Source organism: Mycolicibacterium confluentis, from assembly GCF_010729895.1.
GTDB classification, from domain to species: domain Bacteria; phylum Actinomycetota; class Actinomycetes; order Mycobacteriales; family Mycobacteriaceae; genus Mycobacterium; species Mycobacterium confluentis.
In genome coordinates this window covers 2,211,622-2,228,863 of record NZ_AP022612.1, presented here as the reverse complement: position 1 = coordinate 2,228,863, position 17,242 = coordinate 2,211,622, and the positions used below count along the sequence as shown (strand labels likewise).

Genomic DNA, 17,242 nt, shown 5'->3' with positions numbered 1-17,242 from the left:
GATGCCCGTCAGGAATCGAAGCCGAGCCCGAGGCGATCGAGAGTTCGAAGGAGGACATTGCGGTGCCCAGCCTGGTGATCGGCGCGATCGAGTGACCACCGCGTCGCCTGGATTCCCACGCTCGCCAACGGCTCGGGCGGAAACGGAAGGGGCTTGCTCCGCACCATCTCCAGTTCAGTACGCGCAGTCCTCCTGTGCTCGACCAGATCGAGGCAGACGTCGGCCGCGAATCGGGCCGCCGCGACACCGAGTCCGGTGAATCCGTTGACGTAGGCGACCTTGCCCTTGTACGCCGTGCCCCAGTGCGCGCAGAACCGCGTGTTGGTGTCGATGGCCCCAGCCCACCGGTGCGTGAAGCGGACGTCCTCCAACTGCGGAAACGTCAGGAAGAAGTGCGCCGCGAGGCGCCGATAGGTCTCCGGCCGATGCTCATAGGACGGATCGACCCGCCGGCCGAAGTGATAGATCGCGTCGTAACCGCCCCACACGATCCGGTTGTCCGCCGAGAGTCGGTAGTAGTGGAACTGATTGGCGCTGTCCCCCACACCCTGCCTGCCGTCCCAGCCGATCGACGCCAACTGGGACTCGGACAACGGTTCCGTGGCCAGCACGTAGTCGTAGACGGGCACGGTGTGGAACCGGTTGCGGCGCAGCAGGCTCGGGAACACGTTGGTGGCCAGCACCACGCGCGCAGCAATCACGGCATGCGCACCGGCCCTGACCCGCACCTCCGATCCCGCCCGGGTCAGCCCCGTCACCGGGGTGTGCTCGTGGATTCGCACACCGGCCTCGGCGCAGGCTCGCGCCAACTCGACCGCCAACTTGGCCGGGTTGACGATCGCACAGGTCTTGGGGTCGAACAGCCCCGCCAGATAGGTCGGCGAATTCACCTGGGCTCGAACCTGTTCACGGTCCAGAAACTGGCCTCCTCCCTCGGTGGCGGACTCGGAGAGCCACTCCACCTGATGAGGCTCGGTGGCCACGGTCAGCATCCCGCTGCGCTCCCACTCCACGTCCAGGCCGAGTCGCGCGATCTCCTCCTGCATACCGTCGAGGTTCTCCAGGCCGAGTTCGTCGAGGCGGTCCAGTTCGTCGGGCCAACGCGACCTGCCATTCTCAGCGCCGTGGGTGAGGCTGGCGTCGACGAATCCACCGTTGCGACCCGAGGCGGCCCAGCCCACTCGGTCGGCCTCGAGCAGCACCACGCGGGCCGATGGGTCTCGCTGAGCGGCGTGCAGTGCGGTCCACAGACCGGTGTACCCACCGCCCACCACCAGCAGGTCGCAGCTCACCGGGCCCGCGAGTGCGGGGAACTCGGGCCTGGTGTCACCCAACCCGTCCAGCCACATCGAACCGAACGCGGAGTCGGTGAGGGCACGGTCGATCAACTGCGGGTCGACGGGACGATCGAAGACGGTTTCCACGTCAGGCAGAGTACGGCCCCGACTCTCGGCGAGCCGGGAATCGGGGCGACGCGACGACCCGGCCGCCGGCCAGCTTGGTGAGCAGCGGACCGGCGATCGCAAGCACGAAGACGTAGGCGGTCGCGACGGACTCCACCACCTCGATGGCCTCTCCGACCAATCCGATGATCACCAGGGAGAACTCGCCGCGCACGATCAGCACCGTGCCCGCGCGCAGTTGCCCCTGCCTGCCTACGCCCTCGCGACGCGCGGCATACATCCCCGTCAACACCTTCGTCGCGCCCGTGACGACGGCCAGCACGACCGCGATCGGCAGCATCGGCAGCAGGTGTGAGGCATCCACCGACAGCCCGATCGCGAGGAAGAACACCGCGGCGAACAGGTCCCGCAGCGGCGAAAGCAGGTCGCGGGCCCGCTTGGCGGTCTCCCCTGTCAGGGTCAGGCCCACCAGGAATGCACCGACGGCTGCCGAGGCATGCACCCACTCCGCGAGCGCGGCGACGATCAGGGTCAGCCCGAGGATTCGCAGCAGCAGCAGCTCGGAATCCGGATGGGACACCATGCGACCCACGTGATGGCCCCAGCGGTAGGACACCGTGAAGGCGGCAGCCAGCGCGGTCATCGCGATCGCCATGCCGAACGCGGCCTGCAACCACGTGCCCCCAGCGGCCAGCACGGTCAGCAGCGGCAGATAGGCCGCCATCGCGAAGTCCTCGAGCACCAGCACCGACAGCACCGACGGGGTCTCCCGGTTGCCAAGTCGACGCAGGTCGCTGAGCAGCCTCGACACCACTCCCGAGGATGAGATGTAGGTGATACCCGCCATCGCCAGCACGCCGATCGCGTTCAGCCCGAGCAGCCAACCCGCGATGGCTCCCGGGGTCGCGTTGAGCAGCAGGTCCACCCACGCCGACGGCAGATGCCGACGCAGGCTCGCGGCGAACTCCGCGATCGAGAACTCCAGCCCCAGGGTCAGCAGCAGCAGGACGACGCCGATGCTGGCGCCTGAGGAGATGAAGTCGGCGGCTGCGGGGACGGATAGACCACCCTCTCCGAGCGCGAGACCCGCGATGAGGTAGAGCGGAATCGGTGACAGCCCAAAGCGCCGGGCCAACGTGCCCAACAGCGTGAGCGCGACGAGGATGAGCCCGAGTTCGAGCAGCAGAGCCACCGAGACGTGCACGGCCTCAACCTTTGTCGAGGATCTCTTCGACGCTGGCGATCCCGTCGTCGGTGCCGATCACGACCAGGACGTCGGCGCTGCGCAGTACCTCCTTGGGCCCCGGCGAGGGCAGCACCTCGTCGTCGCGCACGATGGCCACGATCGACGCCCCGGTCCGGGTTCTCGCCCCGGTGTCGCCCAGGGGTCGGTCGACGAACGGACTGCCGGGCCGCACCACGGCCTGTCCTGCACTCAGCCCGGGCACCTCGCGGGTCAGGTCGGCGAACCGTTCGGCGATCCGGGGTGCGCCGAGGATCTGCGCCAATGCCTCGGCCTCGTCGTTGGTGAGCCGGAACAGGGGGTGCGCGACGTCCAGGTCCTCGGCGGCGTAGAGGACCACCTCAAAGTCTCCGGTCCGTTTGGCCACCACACCGATTCGGTCGCCATCGGAATTGTCGAACTCATAGCGCAGGCCCACACCGGGCAACAGCACCTCTTTGACGTCCATGTGGGTCAATACTCCCCGCCGAGGTGCGGTCGCGGCGCGCTTTGCCTATCCGGAGACCCCCGCAGGCATTTCGCTGCCGCGCGGTGCCCATCCGGGTGGGCCGAAGATATAGCCCAATCGGTTCCGCAGTCCGCGGGTCGCACGCACATCACGGCCGATCGCCACGTACTCGTGGGTCTGCAGTCGCCAGATGTTGAACGTGCCGACCTGTTTGGTCAGGCCGTAGTGCGGGCGGAACACCTCGGGCTGAAAGGTGCCGAACATGCGGTCCCAGATGATCAGGATTCCGCCGTAGTTCTTGTCCAGGTACTCCGGATCCATACCGTGGTGCACACGGTGGTGCGACGGCGTGTTGAACACGAATTCGAATGGGCGCCAAAGCTTGTCGATGCGCTCGGTGTGCACCCAGAACTGATAGATGAGATTGAGCGAGAACGCGAAGAACACCATCCAGGGCGGAACACCCAAGAGCGGCAACGGCGCCCACATCAGGATCTCGCCGCTGTTGTTCCACTTCTGCCGCAGCGCGGTGGCGAAGTTGAAGTACTGGCTCGAATGATGCGCCTGGTGGGTGGCCCAGACCAGCCGAACCCGGTGGGCCATCCGGTGATAGAGGTACCACAGCAGATCGATACCCACGATCGCGATGACCCACGTGTACCACTTCGACGGCGACAGATGCCACGGTGCGACATAGGCGTAGAGCGCGGCGTACCCGAGCAGCGCGAGAAACTTCCAGCCCGCGGTGGTGACCACCGACACCAGGCCCATGGACAGGCTCGTCCACGCGTCCCGCGTGTGGTACCCACCGGCGGGATGCTGACCGTCCTCGCCAGCTCTATCCTCGAGGGTCTCGAGCTTGCGGGCCGCCGTCCACTCGATGGTCAGCAGCAGGAGGAAGAACGGCACCGCGAAGAACACGGGGTCTCGCATCTGAGGTGGCAGCGCCGCCAAGAGGTCCTGCATGGCGATTCAGTCTAGTCGCGGGCCATGAGCCGTATCTCAACCCCAGCTCAGCGGAAGCTCAACACCTCGTCGCCCCACGCGGCGCGGATGTCGCGGTCGGGGTCATCGACCACGCGGTCGTGGCGGTCGATCACCAGTGCCCAGTGATCGGTCGCGGTGTAGGGCCGCCACGGCTCCCCCGCCGGGCCGACGGGTTCTCCACCTCGGGCGAAGTTCGCCCAGCGGGCCCGCATTCTCGCCGAGATCGCCTCCCCGATCTTGAGGCCGCCCAGCTTGAAGGTGATGTCCTTGGGCCCCATCACGAGATTCCCAAACACATACGGCAGTTCGGTGGCGTGTGCGGCACCAAGGCGCAGGAGTTTCAACATCGGCGTCGACCAGTCGAACCGATACACGTAGACCTGGGCGACCGCGCTGTGTCCGTCGGCGAACCACAACGTCGGCATCCGGAAGCCCACGTCACGCGCGACGTGCATCCCCCGCACCCGGGTCCGGATTCCGGAGTAGGCCGAACCGATCTCGGCCTCCGAGGGGATCGCCAGTTCAGGCTGTTCGGCCGCGATCTCCTCGAACATCGCGCGAATGGTTTTTGGGGCGATCGGCATCAGCGGGGACTTCATCCAGCGGAACAGCGAGGCCTCGTCCCGGTTGGTCCCGATGATCAGGGGCACGGACAGCGATCGGCCGTCCCGGGCGACCTTCACCGGATAGTCCGGCACCAGGTCACCGTCGACGATCGGCGCGAACGCCAAAGTCCCCGGCTTGGTGGTCGGCACCGCGTCGAACACCTGTTGGGACGCGTCCACCAACGCCTCGATGGGCACCGACCGTGCCTCACTGGCCGTGACGCCCAACCCGTCCAGCAGCAGGGCGGCGACGCTGCGGGCGCGCTCGCTGTCGTAGGCCGAGGTGGCTGGCGAACTCTGGGCGATCGCGCGGTGGAACAGACCGGCCGCGGACGGAGAGGTCAGCAGCGTGGTCACGATCCCGGCGCCTGCCGACTCACCGAACAGCGTCACCTGCCCGGGATCGCCGCCGAACCGAGCGATGTTGTCACGGACCCATTCCAGGGCCAACAGCACATCGCGCATACCGACGTTGGTGTCGAACTCGCCGTCACCGCCGAGGCCGCCGAGTTCCAGAAAGCCCAGCGCGCCCATCCGGTAATTGAGCGTCACGACGACGACGTCCTCACCGGCCAGCGCCCGTCCGTCATAGAGGGGTTGGCTGGCCGCACCGAAGATGTAGGCGCCGCCGTGCACCCACACCATGACCGGGCGGCCCTTCTGATCCGCGAGCGCCTGCGACGGACTCCAGACGTTGAGGAACAGGCAGTCCTCGGAGGCGCGCGTGCCGGTTCCGAGGGGGATCGGGCTGTCGGGTTGCGGGCAGACCGATCCGTAGGCCGTCGCGTCGAGGACCTCACGCCACGGTTCGGGTCGCACGGGGGCACGCCACCGCAGATCCCCCACCGGAGGTGCGGCGTACCGGATGCCCTTCCAGGCCGCGACAGTGCCGTCATCGACGCCGCGGACGGGTCCGGACCTCGTCTCGACGACGGGATGTGTGAGTGTGGGAGAAGCGGCCCCGGTCATTGTGGGTTCTCCATTCGTCGCACAGCGTGGTGATTCGCCAAGGCTACTCGCGGCACCCGGCCCGATTCGTGGTCATATGGCCACCTATCCTGGCGCGATGCGCAAATGGGCGCTGCTGGCCGCAGCCATCCTCACCGAGGTCACCGGGACGCTGGCGTTGCGTGCCTTCCAGGATCACTCGGCGTTCCTTGCTGTGGTTGTCCCCGGGTACGTACTGTCCTTCGTCTTCCTGGCCAACGTCCTTCGCACGGGAATGCCCGTCGGTGTGGCCTATGGAATCTGGGGAGCGTGTGGCACCGCGTTGACCGCGGTGTTGGCGACGCTGATCTTCCACGATCCATTCACGGCACCGATCATCCTCGGGATCGGGCTGATCATCGCGGGTGTGCTGCTGGTCGAGTTCGGCTCGCACAACGCCGCCGAGGCGCCGGCAGCGGGAGAAACCGCATGATGTGGCTGGCGCTCGCCGCTGCGATCGTCATCGAGGTCGTGGCGACACTGTCGCTGCGGGCCTCCGAGGGCCTCCGACGCAGGGTGTGGATCGCTCCGGTGATCCTGGGCTACGTCGCCTCGTTTGTGATGCTGTCGTGGTCGTTGTCGCTGGGAATGCCGGTGGGCATCGCCTACGGCGTGTGGTCAGCCTGCGGTGTCGCGCTGGTCGCGGTGATCGCGCGGTTCCTGTTCGCCGAGCGGTTGACGCCCATGATGGCCGCGGGCATCGGGTTGATCATCAGCGGTGTCTTGGTGATCCAGCTGATGGGCTCGGTCCACGCCTGACGGGTGCAAGTGCCGTGGCCAGCACGGCGATCGCCACGCCGGCCACCACCACGGACAGCAGGCTGAACCGTAGGCTCGCGGCGTCGGCGAGCGCGCCCACCAGCACCGGCGACAGCAGGAAACCTCCCCGCATCAGCCAGCTGACGATCGTCAGGCCCGTGCCGGGGCGCAGCCCCGCAACCCGGTCGGCGCCATGGAATGCTGCGGGCACCGCGCTGGCTACGCCGAGTCCCGCCAGTGCGAACCCGACGACCGTCATCGGAACGGTCGGGAAGGCCAGTGCTGTCCCCATCCCCACGGCGATCAGGACTCCCCCGGCCCGTACGACGGTCCGCTCGGAGAACCGGTCGACCAGCCGGTCGCCGATCAATCGGCCGACGAACTGGAATGACACCAGCGCGATGAATCCACCCGCCGCCAGCGCGGGAGGCGCACCCATCTGACCCAGGTACAGCGTCGCCCAGGAGCTGCCCGCGTCCTCGACGAACGCCCCCGCGATGGCCAGGGCGGCAAGGGCGGCCAGCGCCACCGGAACGGCGGTGCCCGAGGCGCCCCGCTCCTGGGACTTCGCGGCCGGATCGGTGACCACGGGCACGTCGCTCAGCGCGCGGAGGCTGAGCAGGCACACCACTGCGCACGCCACCGCCACCGTCGGCAACTGCCATACCCGCGGCACCCCCAGTGCCATCGCCGCAGCGGCCACCGCGCCGCCGCTGATCGCACCGACCGACCATGTGGCGTGCAGCGAGTTGATGATCGACCGCCCGTACTCTCGCTGCACCGACAGGCCCGTGGCGTTCTGCCCCACGTCGGTGACGGCGTCGGCCGACCCGGCGACGAACAACGCGACCGCGAACAGCGCCGACGTCGGCGCCACCCCAACGACCACGGTCAGCGCCCCGAGCAGCAGACTGCTGAACACCGCGACACCTCCCGGCCCGAACCGCCGGATCAGTGCGGCCGCGGTCAACCCGGACAGCAGGGCGCCCGCCGAAAAGGCCGCTATCGACAGGCCGAATGCCGTGTTCGACAACTGCAGGTCGGCCTTGATCTCCGGGAACCGCGGCACGAGGTTCGCAAACAGCGCGCCGTTGGTGAAGAACAGCGCAGCGACCGCCGTCCGCTCCCGTCGAATCCGCTGCTGCGACACCCCACGATCGTGCCGGATCCGCGTCTCGCGCGACGTGGCCGCGGTAAGCCAGCAAGATTGAGGCATGACCCCACCCGACACGGCCCTGCTCGACCTCGCGTCACGTCATGGCGTCGCCACCGAGTTCGACGACTGGACCGGCCGCCGGGTCCCCGTGGCGGCCGAGACGCTGATCGCGGTGCTGTCCGCGCTGGGTGTGCCCGCGTCGACGGCCGCCGAATGCGACGAGGCACTGAGGAAAGTCGACCGCGCGCGTTGGGCCAGGTCACTGCCGCCGACCATCGTGAGCACCGCGGGCGGCGAAACCGCGTTCTGGGTGCACGTCACCCACGGCGATCCGGCGCACCTGTGGATCAGACTCGAGGACGGCACCGTTCGGTCCGGCCTGCGTCAGCTCGAGAACCTCACTCCCCCTTTCAATCTCGACGGACGGCTGGTCGGCGAGGCGACGTTCGCGGTGCCCGCCGACCTGCCGCCCGGATACCACCGCCTCCATCTGAGCAGCGGTGACACCGAGGCGAGCGCGGCGTTGATCGTCACGCCGGCGTGGCTGGGACTGCCGGCCCGGATGGGGCATGGCCGCACCTGGGGCCTGGCCACCCAGCTGTACAGCGTGCGCTCGGAAAGGTCCTGGGGCGTGGGTGACCTGACCGATCTGACCGATCTGGCGGTGTGGTCGGCCTCGCGACACGGCGCCGGGTACGTCCTGGTCAACCCACTACACGCGGCCGCCCCGACGCGACCCATGGAACCCTCACCGTACCTGCCCACCTCGCGTCGCTTCGTCAATCCCCTCTACCTGCGGGTCGAGGCCATCACGGAGTACGGCGACCTTCCCAAGCGCCGCCGGCTGCGCCGGTTGCGTGCCGATCTGCGTGCACGCACGCGCGACCTCGACGCCATCGACCGCGATGCCGCCTGGGAGGCCAAACGCAAGGCGCTCAAAATGGTGTTCCGGGTGCCGCGATCGGCCGGACGGGAGTTGTCCTACGCGGCGTTCCGAGATCGTCGTGGCGCTGCCCTCGACGATTTCGCGATCTGGTGCGCGCTGGCCGAGACCTACGGCGCCGACTGGCACGACTGGCCCGCGGAACTGCAGCATCCGGAATCGCCCGCGGTGGCGGCGTTCGCCGAGAAGAACAGGGCCGCAGTTGATTTCCATCGCTGGATGCAGTGGCAGCTGGACGAGCAGCTGACGGCGACGCAGGCCGCCGCGGTGCAGGCCGGAATGGCGTTGGGAGTCATGCACGATCTGGCGGTCGGCGTGCACCCCAACGGCGCCGACGCATGGGCCATGCAGGATGTGCTGGCGCTGGGTGTCACCGCGGGCGCTCCGCCCGACGAGTTCAACCAGCTGGGCCAGAACTGGTCGCAGCCGCCGTGGCGGCCCGACCAACTCGACGAGCAGGAGTATCGCCCGTTCCGCGAACTCATCGCGCATGTGCTGCGCCACGCCGGCGGGGTCCGGATCGACCACATCATCGGCCTGTTCCGGTTGTGGTGGATTCCGCAGGGCGCGCCACCCGACGCGGGCACGTATGTGCGCTACAACCACGAGGCGATGATCGGCATCGTCGCCTTGGAGGCCCAGCGCGCGAACGCCGTGGTGGTCGGCGAGGACCTCGGGGTCGTCGAACCCTGGGTGCGCGACTATCTGCGTGGCCGCGGGATTCTCGGCACGTCGATTCTGTGGTTTGAACAGGACGAATACCACGGTGGCCCACTGGCGGCCGAGCACTGGCGCGAATACTGCCTGTCCTCGGTCACCACACACGATCTGCCGCCGACGGCCGGCTATCTGGCCGGTTCGCATGTTCGCCTGCGGGATTCCCTGGGCCTATTGACGCGCTCGGCCGACGAGGAGATGGCCGACGACCGTCGCGCGCAGGAGGCCTGGCTGGCCGAACTTCGCCGCGTGGGCCTGCTCGACGATGCCACAGATACTGTCGCGAGCGACAATTCGGGTGCTGTCGGACAAGAGAATTCGGACAGCGAAGCCGTCATCGCCGCGCTCTACCGGTACCTCGGCCGGACGCCGTCGCGGCTTCTGGCCCTGGCGCTGCCGGACGCGTTGGGCGATCCCCGCACGCAGAATCAGCCGGGGACCACCGACGAATATCCGAACTGGCGTGTGCCCTTGTCTGATTCGACTGGTAGACCAGTGCTGTTGGAGGACGTCTTCGCCGACGCTCGGGCCGCCGCCCTGTGTGAGGTTCTGCGCGAGATCACCGGGACCTGACCGGGCAGCGCTCCATTCGCCGAGCGGATTTCGCTGGCGCTTGTATATTCGCCTCATGCCGTTGGCCGACGGTGCCACGTTCGCGGGCTACACCATCATCCGTCTCCTGGGCGCCGGAGGCATGGGTGAGGTGTATCTGGCGCGCCATCCCCGGCTGAATCGCCAGGACGCCCTCAAGGTGCTGACCGAGACATGCACCGAGGACGCCGAATACCGCAGCAGGTTCGATCGCGAAGCCGACGTGGTCGCCGCCCTGTGGCACCCCCACATCGTCGGGGTGCATGACCGCGGCGAACACGAGGGCAAGCTGTGGATCTCCATGGACTACGTCGACGGCATCGACGCGGCCGAACTCCTGCAGCGCAATCCTTCGGGCCTGCCGTTGGCCGCCGTGGTGCCGATCATCACCGCGGTCGCCGAGGCGCTCGACTACGCCCATGCCCGCCATCTGCTGCACCGCGACGTCAAGCCCGCCAACATCCTGGTCGCCGACCCCGGCACCACCGACGAGCGAATTCTTTTGGCCGACTTCGGCATCGCCCGGCGCGACGATGAAACCAACAGCCTGACCGCCACCAACATGACGGTCGGCACGGTGTCCTACGCGGCGCCTGAGCAGCTCATGGGCACCGACCTCGACGGACGCGCCGACCAGTACGCGCTGGCCGCCACGGCGTTCCATCTGCTCACCGGATCACCGCCCTTCTCGCATTCGAATCCCGCGGTTGTGATCAGCCAGCACCTGACGGCGGCGCCGCCCCGACTCGGCGGACTTCGCCCGGAACTCGCGCCGCTGGATCCCGCGCTGACCAAAGCGCTGTCGAAGAATCCCGCGGATCGGTACGCCCGGTGCCTCGACTTCGCCAGGGCCCTGGGCAATCCCCAGGCCGGTACGCCGATCACGGAGGCGGCCGGATTCGTCGAACCGACCCAACTGGCCCCGGCGTCGCACAGTTCGCATACGCACCGGGCCGCGGCGGCCCCCAAACCGGCCTGGCTTCGTCCGGCGGTGTTGCTGCCCGCTGTGCTGGCGGTGCTGCTGGTGGCCGCCGTGGCGTTCGCTGTCGGAGAGTTCGAGGGTGACCGCGCAACGACGTCGGGGCACACCACAGCCCGGACCACCGCGCGGACCTCCCCGCCCGCCGCGGCGACCGCGGCGCCTGCTCCGCCGACGGAGACCGTGACCGACACGACCGATGTGGTCGTCGAAACCGAGACTGAGACCGAGATCACCACGACGGACGCGTCCGCCGACGCGACCGTCGTTGTGGGTGGCACCTGCAGTCAGCCCGGCGCCACCGCCACCACGGCCGAGGGCGCCACCGCCTACTGCTCGAACCTGCAGTACACCGACCGGTACCTGTGGTCCCTGTCGTCGGGCGTCATCCCCAATCCCGTGGTCACCACGTCCCCCGCGACCGCGCCGCCGTATGAGACCGAGTCACCGGTGCGCATCTGTATGGACCAGACGGGCCACAGCAGGCTGCGCTGCGCCGAGCAGATCCTGCGCGGAAACGCCCAGTGACGGCGCCTCCGGCGACCACGGTGGACCACGCGATGAAACATTGTGGGCCGCTGCGCCGATCAACCATAAGTTTCACAGGTGTCCCAACTGCGATATCTTCACTCCGCAGAACCATTGGAGGTCGTGCGTGAAGAAGCTTGCTCTGTTCCTCGGAGGCGCGGGAGCTGCCGTTTCCATGGCGGTGATCGGCGCTTCTGCGGCCACCGCGGCCGTGCCGGATGTGACCGGCGAGACGTTCGGCCGTGCGGCGGCGATCCTCAAGAGCCAGGGTTACAAGCCCATCTTCGGCGGTTCGATCGGCAACGATCTGCCGCAGTCACAGTGCGTCGTGCTCGAGCAGCAGCCCGCGGGCCGCAACGTTCGCCTGCGCCTCGACTGCAACCTGCAGCCCGGCCAGGAGCAGCCCAAGGCGCCCAACACACACTCGCTCGTTCCGCCCGGCGGATCAGTGCCGGGGGGCACCGCGGGCCAGCAGGCACCGGCCGACCCCGGCCGGCCGACTCCGGGCGCCGGCACCGTGACGGTCACGCCGCGCCCAGTCGGGTAGCTAACCGCTGACCATCGTGTGCAGTTCGGACAGCGACCACGGCGCCGACGCGTGGTGGTCGCGGTAACCGAGCAGCGCCGGGGTCGGTTTGGCGAACCGCCCGACGAACCCGCCCGCGCCGATCAGGATCTGACCGGTCACCTCCGACGCGAGGTCGCTGGCCAGGTACGCATACAACGGCGCGACGTACTCCGGAGGCGCGGCGTCGAGCGCGCCCTGGGCGGACACGTCGTCAAGAAGGCCCCGTCGATTCAGGTCGGAGATCTGCTCCTCGTAGTCGGCGCCGGTGGACAGTCGTGTCTTGGCACCCGGGCACACCACGTTCGCCCGCACCCCGTGCTCGGCCAGTTCGGCGGCGATCGCGACGGTCAGGCCGTTCACCGCACCCTTGCCCGCCGGATAACCCGTACCGCCGTAGTCGCCGAGGAACGCGAACGAACTGGTGTTGACGATCGCACCGGAACGCTGCGCCACCATCAGCGGCGCCGCCGCCCGGCAGGTGTGGAAGGCCGTGCCCAGGTGCGTGTCGATGAGTTCATCGAATTCTGCGCTGCTGATGGTCAGGATCGACGACCGCGGCGGTTCGGGAATTCCCGCGCAGTTGATCAGGATGTCGATGCCGCCGAAGGCCTCAGTGCACGCGGCGATAAGGGCCCCGGCAGTCTCGTCGTCAGTCGGTGACCCGGTGAAGCCGACTCCGGTGCGGCCGGCAGTGTTGATCGCCGACACCGTGTCAGACACCGCATCCGCGCTTCGGCCGTTGACCACGACATTGGCGCCCAGGGTCGCCAACAGTTCGCTGACGGCCCGTCCGATTCCTCGGGTGCCGCCGACGACGATGGCTGATTTTCCGGCCAGATTGGGTTCGCGCACTGCCACTTCCGTCCTCCAGACCGCACTGCCCGACGCTGGACTGCGGCTTAGAGTGGGAATACTGCCATGAGTGCCAACCGGGGTTCCGAACCTAGGACACGACGCGATCTGGTGAGCACCCTCTGGGCGTCGGCCGCGGGTGTCCCCCCACTGTCGGCCGGGACCGGCGCCGCATACCGGTCGCTGTTCCTGACCGCACGCCGGTTCGTGCTGGGCCGGCGGATCACAGCCCGACTGGACCGCGGTGACATCGCCATGACGGTGACGGCGTTCGACTCCCGGCTCGACGTCCTCGCGATGGCCCGCGGGCGGCTCGACGACGTCCGGCTGCGTGCCGATGACATCACCTGGGACACCTGCGTTTTCACGCACGGCACCGCACGACTGCACAATGTACGGATCAGGCCCGGGACACCGCCGGTGCTGGTCGCGGCGCCGGTCCACCTGACCCTGGACATCCCCGCCGCGACGCTCGACGTGCTGTTCCGACAGGTCTCACGATGGTTCGTCGGCGACGTGGGTGACGACGGCGTGGCCCGCGTGCATCTGGCTCGCCGCGCCGGCTGGGGTTACCTGGTGGTCGACGCCCGACTGCAGGAGTCCGGACCGCCCGCGGTGGTGTTCGCACCCCGCAGCCTGGTCCTCGGCCGACGGCATCGGCGAATACCGATGCGACTGCGGGCCTATCGGGTCCGTCTGCCCGAACTCCCGCACGGCTTGGAGCTGACGCAGGTGCACTTCGAACCGAATCTGCTGCGCCTGAGCGGCACAGTGCCGGAGTGGCACCTGGAGTTCTCCCGGCGCCGAGTCGAGGTGCTGCTGCACCAGTTGCGCACGGCACGGGTGCTGACCCTGACCCGCTGGCTCTAGCCGGGGATCCAGTCGAACGTCTCGGGGTCCGGACCGAGCCTGCCGTCCACACCCCGATCCAACCCGCTGATGTCGGCCATGGTCTGACCGTCGAGTTCGAAGTCGAACAGTGCTGCGTTCTCCTTCATCCGTTCCGGTGAAATGGATTTCGGGAACACGATGTCACCGCGCTGGATGTGCCAACGCAGCACCACCTGTGCCGGCGTCCGGCCGAGAGCCTCGGCGATTCCGGTGATCACCGGGTCCCCGAGCACTCGGCCCTGCGCGATCGGCGACCACGCCTCGGTGGCGATGCCGTGTTCCCGTCCGTACGCCCGCACGTCGTTGTTGGCGTAATAGGGGTGCACTTCGACCTGGTTCACGGCGGGCACGGTGTTGGACCCAGCAGCCAGTGTGTCGAGTTGTCCGGGCGTGAAGTTCGAGACGCCGATGCTGCGGGCGCGGCCACTTTCGGCGAACTCCTCGAGCACATTCCAGGTGGAGACGAAGTCGCCGTCGTAGCGGGTGGGCAGCGGCCAGTGAATGAGGAACAGGTCGACATACTCGGACCCCAGCGCCGCGAGGGTGGCGTCGAATGCGCGGCGGGCATCGTCGGGACGGTGCAGGGAGTTGTTCAGCTTGCTCGTGATGTAGACGTCCTTGCGGTCCAGGCCGGCATCCCGCACGCCCTGCCCGACGCCCTCTTCGTTGCCGTACATCTCGGCGGTGTCGATGTGGCGGTAGCCGATCTCGAGCGCCTGACGAACCGCTGCGGCGGTGTCCTCCGGCGGGATCTGGTAGACGCCGAATCCCAGTGCCGGGATGGTGCTGCCGTCGTTGAGGGTGATGTCGGGAATCGTGCTCATCTGGGCTCCAGTTCGTCGGGATCGGCTACGACGCTACGCCTGGAATACAGGGGGTCGCGCGGTGCGTTGAAAAGCGCGACGGTGTCGTTCTGCCCCGGCCCCCAACACAGAACCGTCGCTTCGAGCGACCACTCGCGCCAGAGGCGCAACCGGCCCCGTCACCGGCCCGGCCGCTCTATGATCATAGAGCGGCCGGTGTTCTGTCTGCCGCGTGAACCGCCATGTATCCCAGGATGGAGCCACGTGAGCACTGCGATCACACTGAACGGCCGACGCGTTCTCATCACCGGAAGCGGCCAGGGCGTGGGCCGGGGCTTGGCCCACGCGTTCGGCGCCGCCGGAGCCGACGTCCTGGTCAACGACCTGCGGACCGAACGCGCCCAGGAGGTCGTCGACGAGATCCGCGAGGCGGGCGGGACCGCACTGGCGGTACCGTTCGACGTCACCGACTACGAGTCCGTGACCTCCGCTGTCGGCCAGGCCGGCTCGATCGACATCCTGGTCAACAATGCGGGCAACGCAGGCACCGAGGGATTCGGGACGCGAAATCGGTTCGCCGACACCGAACCCGCCGACTGGGAGGCGTTCCTGCGCGTCAACCTCTACGGCGTGCTGCACTGCACCAGGGCCGTCCTGCCGGCGATGGTGTCGGGCGGGTGGGGCCGCATCCTGACGATCGTGTCCGATGCCGGACGCACGGGCGACCCGGGCGGGGCCGTCTACGGCGCGGCGAAGGCCGGGGCCGCGGGCCTGACCCGCTCGCTGGCCCTGGAGAACGGACGCTTCGGCATCACGGCCAACAACATCTCACTGGGCACCATGCGGACCCCGATGACCGAACCCCTGTGGGCCGACGGCGGCTCCTCCCCGCAGGCCAAGGCCATCCTGTCCAGCTATGCGATCCGGCGGCCCGGCTCCCCCGACGACCTCACCCACCTGGCGCTGGTGCTGGCCAGTGACCACGGTTCGTGGATCACCGGCCAGACCATCTGCGTCAACGGCGGCTACTCCATGACGCTGTAGCCGCTCACGGCACCTGGGGCTTGATCTCCTCGATCACCCACTGCGCGTAGTCGAGGTACTGCTCGGTGTCGCGCACCGCCGGAATCGGCACCGAACTGACCGTCACCCCCTGCTCGGACAGCCAGCCCAGACGGTCGACGATCTCGGCCGCGCTCATTCCGGGCCGCCCGTTCGGATCGTCCTGTGCGACGTGCCCCTCCCCGACCCGGTTGGTGCCCATACCGTGCACCACCTCGAAGGGCCGGCCGTCGTACTCCGGCTGCGACTTGATGAAATCGATGCGCTCGGCGATCTTTTCGGGCGGGGTCAGGAATGACCACCATCCGGAGGCGAACTTCGCGGCCCGGCGCATCGCGGCATCGGCGTCGCCGCCGATCCAGATGGGCAGGTGCGGGCGCTGCACGGGCTTGGGCTCGAACGCGACATCGTTGAAGGAGACGTAACGGCCCTCGAACGTGGGCTGCTCGCTGGTCCACAGTTCGACGATGGCCGCCAGGTACTCGTCGGCGATGCGGCCACGCTCCTTGAACGGCACGCCCAGAAGCTCGAATTCGCGCTCGAGCCAACCCACTCCGAAGGTGACCATCATGCGGCCGCTGCTCATCCAGTCGGCGGTGGCCAGTGCCTTGGCCAACACGATCGGGTTCTGCAGGGGCAACACCGTGATGCACGAGTTGAGGCGGATCCGCTGCGTCGCGCCGGCGAGGTAGGCCTGCGCGACGGTTGAGGACAGATAGTGCGGGCCGGACAGTTCGACGTGCTCGGCGGGGATCACGAAATGCTCTGGCACGGCGATCATGTCGTACCCCAGCTCGTCCGCGCGGCGTGCCATCCGGGTCTGGTCTGCCCCGGTCACCTCGGCCTCCCACGGCTGCATCATGGCCTTGAGTCGCAGCATATGGGGCAGCGCGAAGACGAATTTCATTGCTGAACCTTTCGGGGGCAGGCCGGGCGCCGGACGGCGCGACTCTACGACAATAGAGTCAATTGAGCCCGATGTACCCACAATCGGCGATGTTGGTCGCTAGAGTTCATCCTCACGATGCGACGAAGCCCCAACCCCGAGCAGCGCCGCCGGACGCTGTGCGACGCGGCGATCCAGCTGCTGGCCGACGACGGCGTCAAGAGTGCGACGCACCTGAAGGTGGATCGCAAGGCAGGCCTGCCCGACGGCACCACGTCCTTCTACTTCCGCACCAGTTCGGCACTGCTTCGCGCGGTCGCCGAGCGCATCGCCGAGTTGGACCTCAAGGACCTGACTGCGGCGACCCGCCGCACCGACCCGTCCTCGCAGCCGTCGGGCCTGGCCACCCTGGTGTTCCGCTCGGTCAACGGGGCGCGCCTGACCAGAACCAAAGCGCGCAACGAACTGGCGCTACAGAGCCCGCGGGATCCCGAACTGGCCAAAGCCCTGCGCCGCTACACCGACGACTTCACGGCGTTGATCCGTGATGCGGTCGTGCGACTGCAGCCCGAAGGTGCCGACGTCGACGCCGCGCTCATCGACGCCCAGACCTACACCGTCCAGATGTTCATTGGCGGCGTGATGCTCGCCTGCGCGTCCGGGGACCGGAGGTTCCACACCGCCACCGAACTCGACTCGCTGATCTCCGGGATCGTTCGCGGCGTCGGGGAGGAAAGTTCGGCCAATTTCCGCGATTCTCTATAACTGTAGAGAGACTTTCAGTACTGTCGACACAGAAAACCAGGTGGCACAACCATTTTCGCACCGTCGTGC

17 protein-coding genes are annotated in these 17,242 nt (G+C 68.1%); 8 read left to right on the top strand and 9 right to left on the bottom strand.

What is annotated here, in order from left to right:
* Window positions 1-8: 8 nt before the first annotated feature.
* Genes G6N34_RS10285 through G6N34_RS10265 form a run of 5 tightly spaced genes read right to left on the bottom strand, consistent with a single transcriptional unit; the run spans window position 9 to window position 5,655 of the window.
* Complete coding sequence (locus G6N34_RS10285; protein WP_085150847.1) at window positions 9-1,424, bottom strand: NAD(P)/FAD-dependent oxidoreductase; 1,416 nt, start codon at window positions 1,422-1,424, stop codon at window positions 9-11.
* Between the two features lies 1 nt (window position 1,425).
* Window positions 1,426-2,607 carry a cation:proton antiporter gene (locus G6N34_RS10280; protein ID WP_085150846.1) on the bottom strand — a complete coding sequence of 394 codons (1,182 nt, stop codon included), beginning with the start codon at window positions 2,605-2,607 and terminating at the stop codon, window positions 1,426-1,428.
* A gap of 4 nt (window positions 2,608-2,611) precedes the next feature.
* Window positions 2,612-3,094: a cation:proton antiporter regulatory subunit gene (locus G6N34_RS10275; RefSeq protein WP_085150845.1), complete on the bottom strand. Its 483-nt coding sequence runs from the start codon at window positions 3,092-3,094 to the stop codon at window positions 2,612-2,614.
* Window positions 3,095-3,139: 45 nt separating this feature from the next.
* Window positions 3,140-4,060: a sterol desaturase family protein gene (locus G6N34_RS10270; RefSeq protein ID WP_085150844.1), complete on the bottom strand. Its 921-nt coding sequence runs from the start codon at window positions 4,058-4,060 to the stop codon at window positions 3,140-3,142.
* Window positions 4,061-4,107: 47 nt separating this feature from the next.
* Complete coding sequence (locus tag G6N34_RS10265) at window positions 4,108-5,655, bottom strand: carboxylesterase/lipase family protein (protein WP_085150843.1); 1,548 nt, start codon at window positions 5,653-5,655, stop codon at window positions 4,108-4,110.
* 97 nt (window positions 5,656-5,752) lie between these two features.
* Between G6N34_RS10265 and G6N34_RS10260 the strand changes: the two genes are divergently transcribed.
* The gene (locus G6N34_RS10260) at window positions 5,753-6,106 is read left to right on the top strand and encodes a DMT family transporter (RefSeq protein ID WP_085151194.1); all 354 of its coding nucleotides are present in this window, start codon (window positions 5,753-5,755) and stop codon (window positions 6,104-6,106) included.
* Window positions 6,106-6,432, top strand: coding sequence for a DMT family transporter (locus G6N34_RS10255; RefSeq protein WP_085151192.1), 327 nt, complete (start codon window positions 6,106-6,108; stop codon window positions 6,430-6,432). The genes G6N34_RS10260 and G6N34_RS10255 overlap by 1 nt, the downstream gene beginning before the upstream one ends.
* On the opposite strand, the gene G6N34_RS10250 is transcribed toward G6N34_RS10255, so the two are convergent.
* The gene (locus tag G6N34_RS10250; protein WP_234812816.1) at window positions 6,386-7,582 is read right to left on the bottom strand and encodes an MFS transporter; all 1,197 of its coding nucleotides are present in this window, start codon (window positions 7,580-7,582) and stop codon (window positions 6,386-6,388) included. The genes G6N34_RS10255 and G6N34_RS10250 overlap by 47 nt on opposite strands.
* A gap of 64 nt (window positions 7,583-7,646) precedes the next feature.
* Between G6N34_RS10250 and malQ the strand changes: the two genes are divergently transcribed.
* The 3 genes from malQ (at window position 7,647) to G6N34_RS10235 (ending at window position 11,893) form a co-directional block, all read left to right on the top strand.
* Window positions 7,647-9,821 carry a 4-alpha-glucanotransferase gene (malQ, locus tag G6N34_RS10245; RefSeq protein WP_085150842.1) on the top strand — a complete coding sequence of 725 codons (2,175 nt, stop codon included), beginning with the start codon at window positions 7,647-7,649 and terminating at the stop codon, window positions 9,819-9,821.
* 55 nt (window positions 9,822-9,876) lie between these two features.
* Complete coding sequence (locus G6N34_RS10240; RefSeq protein WP_085150841.1) at window positions 9,877-11,346, top strand: serine/threonine-protein kinase; 1,470 nt, start codon at window positions 9,877-9,879, stop codon at window positions 11,344-11,346.
* 127 nt (window positions 11,347-11,473) lie between these two features.
* Window positions 11,474-11,893, top strand: a complete 420-nt coding sequence (locus G6N34_RS10235; protein WP_133057730.1) for a hypothetical protein — start codon at window positions 11,474-11,476, stop codon at window positions 11,891-11,893.
* Here the strand turns inward: G6N34_RS10235 and G6N34_RS10230 are convergent, their stop codons facing one another.
* Window positions 11,894-12,766, bottom strand: a complete 873-nt coding sequence (locus G6N34_RS10230; RefSeq protein WP_234812815.1) for an SDR family NAD(P)-dependent oxidoreductase — start codon at window positions 12,764-12,766, stop codon at window positions 11,894-11,896. It abuts the gene before it with no gap.
* 111 nt (window positions 12,767-12,877) lie between these two features.
* Between G6N34_RS10230 and G6N34_RS10225 the strand changes: the two genes are divergently transcribed.
* Entirely contained in the window at window positions 12,878-13,636 is a 759-nt protein-coding gene (locus G6N34_RS10225; RefSeq protein ID WP_234812814.1) for a DUF2993 domain-containing protein, read from the top strand.
* Here G6N34_RS10225 and G6N34_RS10220 read toward each other — a convergent pair.
* Window positions 13,633-14,481 carry an aldo/keto reductase gene (locus tag G6N34_RS10220; protein ID WP_085150837.1) on the bottom strand — a complete coding sequence of 283 codons (849 nt, stop codon included), beginning with the start codon at window positions 14,479-14,481 and terminating at the stop codon, window positions 13,633-13,635. The genes G6N34_RS10225 and G6N34_RS10220 overlap by 4 nt on opposite strands.
* A gap of 243 nt (window positions 14,482-14,724) precedes the next feature.
* On the opposite strand from G6N34_RS10220, the gene G6N34_RS10215 reads away from it, so the two are divergent.
* Entirely contained in the window at window positions 14,725-15,504 is a 780-nt protein-coding gene (locus G6N34_RS10215) for an SDR family NAD(P)-dependent oxidoreductase (RefSeq protein WP_179965739.1), read from the top strand.
* A gap of 4 nt (window positions 15,505-15,508) precedes the next feature.
* On the opposite strand, the gene G6N34_RS10210 is transcribed toward G6N34_RS10215, so the two are convergent.
* Window positions 15,509-16,429 carry a TIGR03619 family F420-dependent LLM class oxidoreductase gene (locus G6N34_RS10210; protein ID WP_085150835.1) on the bottom strand — a complete coding sequence of 307 codons (921 nt, stop codon included), beginning with the start codon at window positions 16,427-16,429 and terminating at the stop codon, window positions 15,509-15,511.
* A gap of 117 nt (window positions 16,430-16,546) precedes the next feature.
* Here G6N34_RS10210 and G6N34_RS10205 point away from each other — a divergent pair, with 117 nt between their 5' ends.
* Entirely contained in the window at window positions 16,547-17,173 is a 627-nt protein-coding gene (locus G6N34_RS10205; RefSeq protein WP_085150834.1) for a TetR/AcrR family transcriptional regulator, read from the top strand.
* Window positions 17,174-17,242 lie beyond the last annotated feature (69 nt).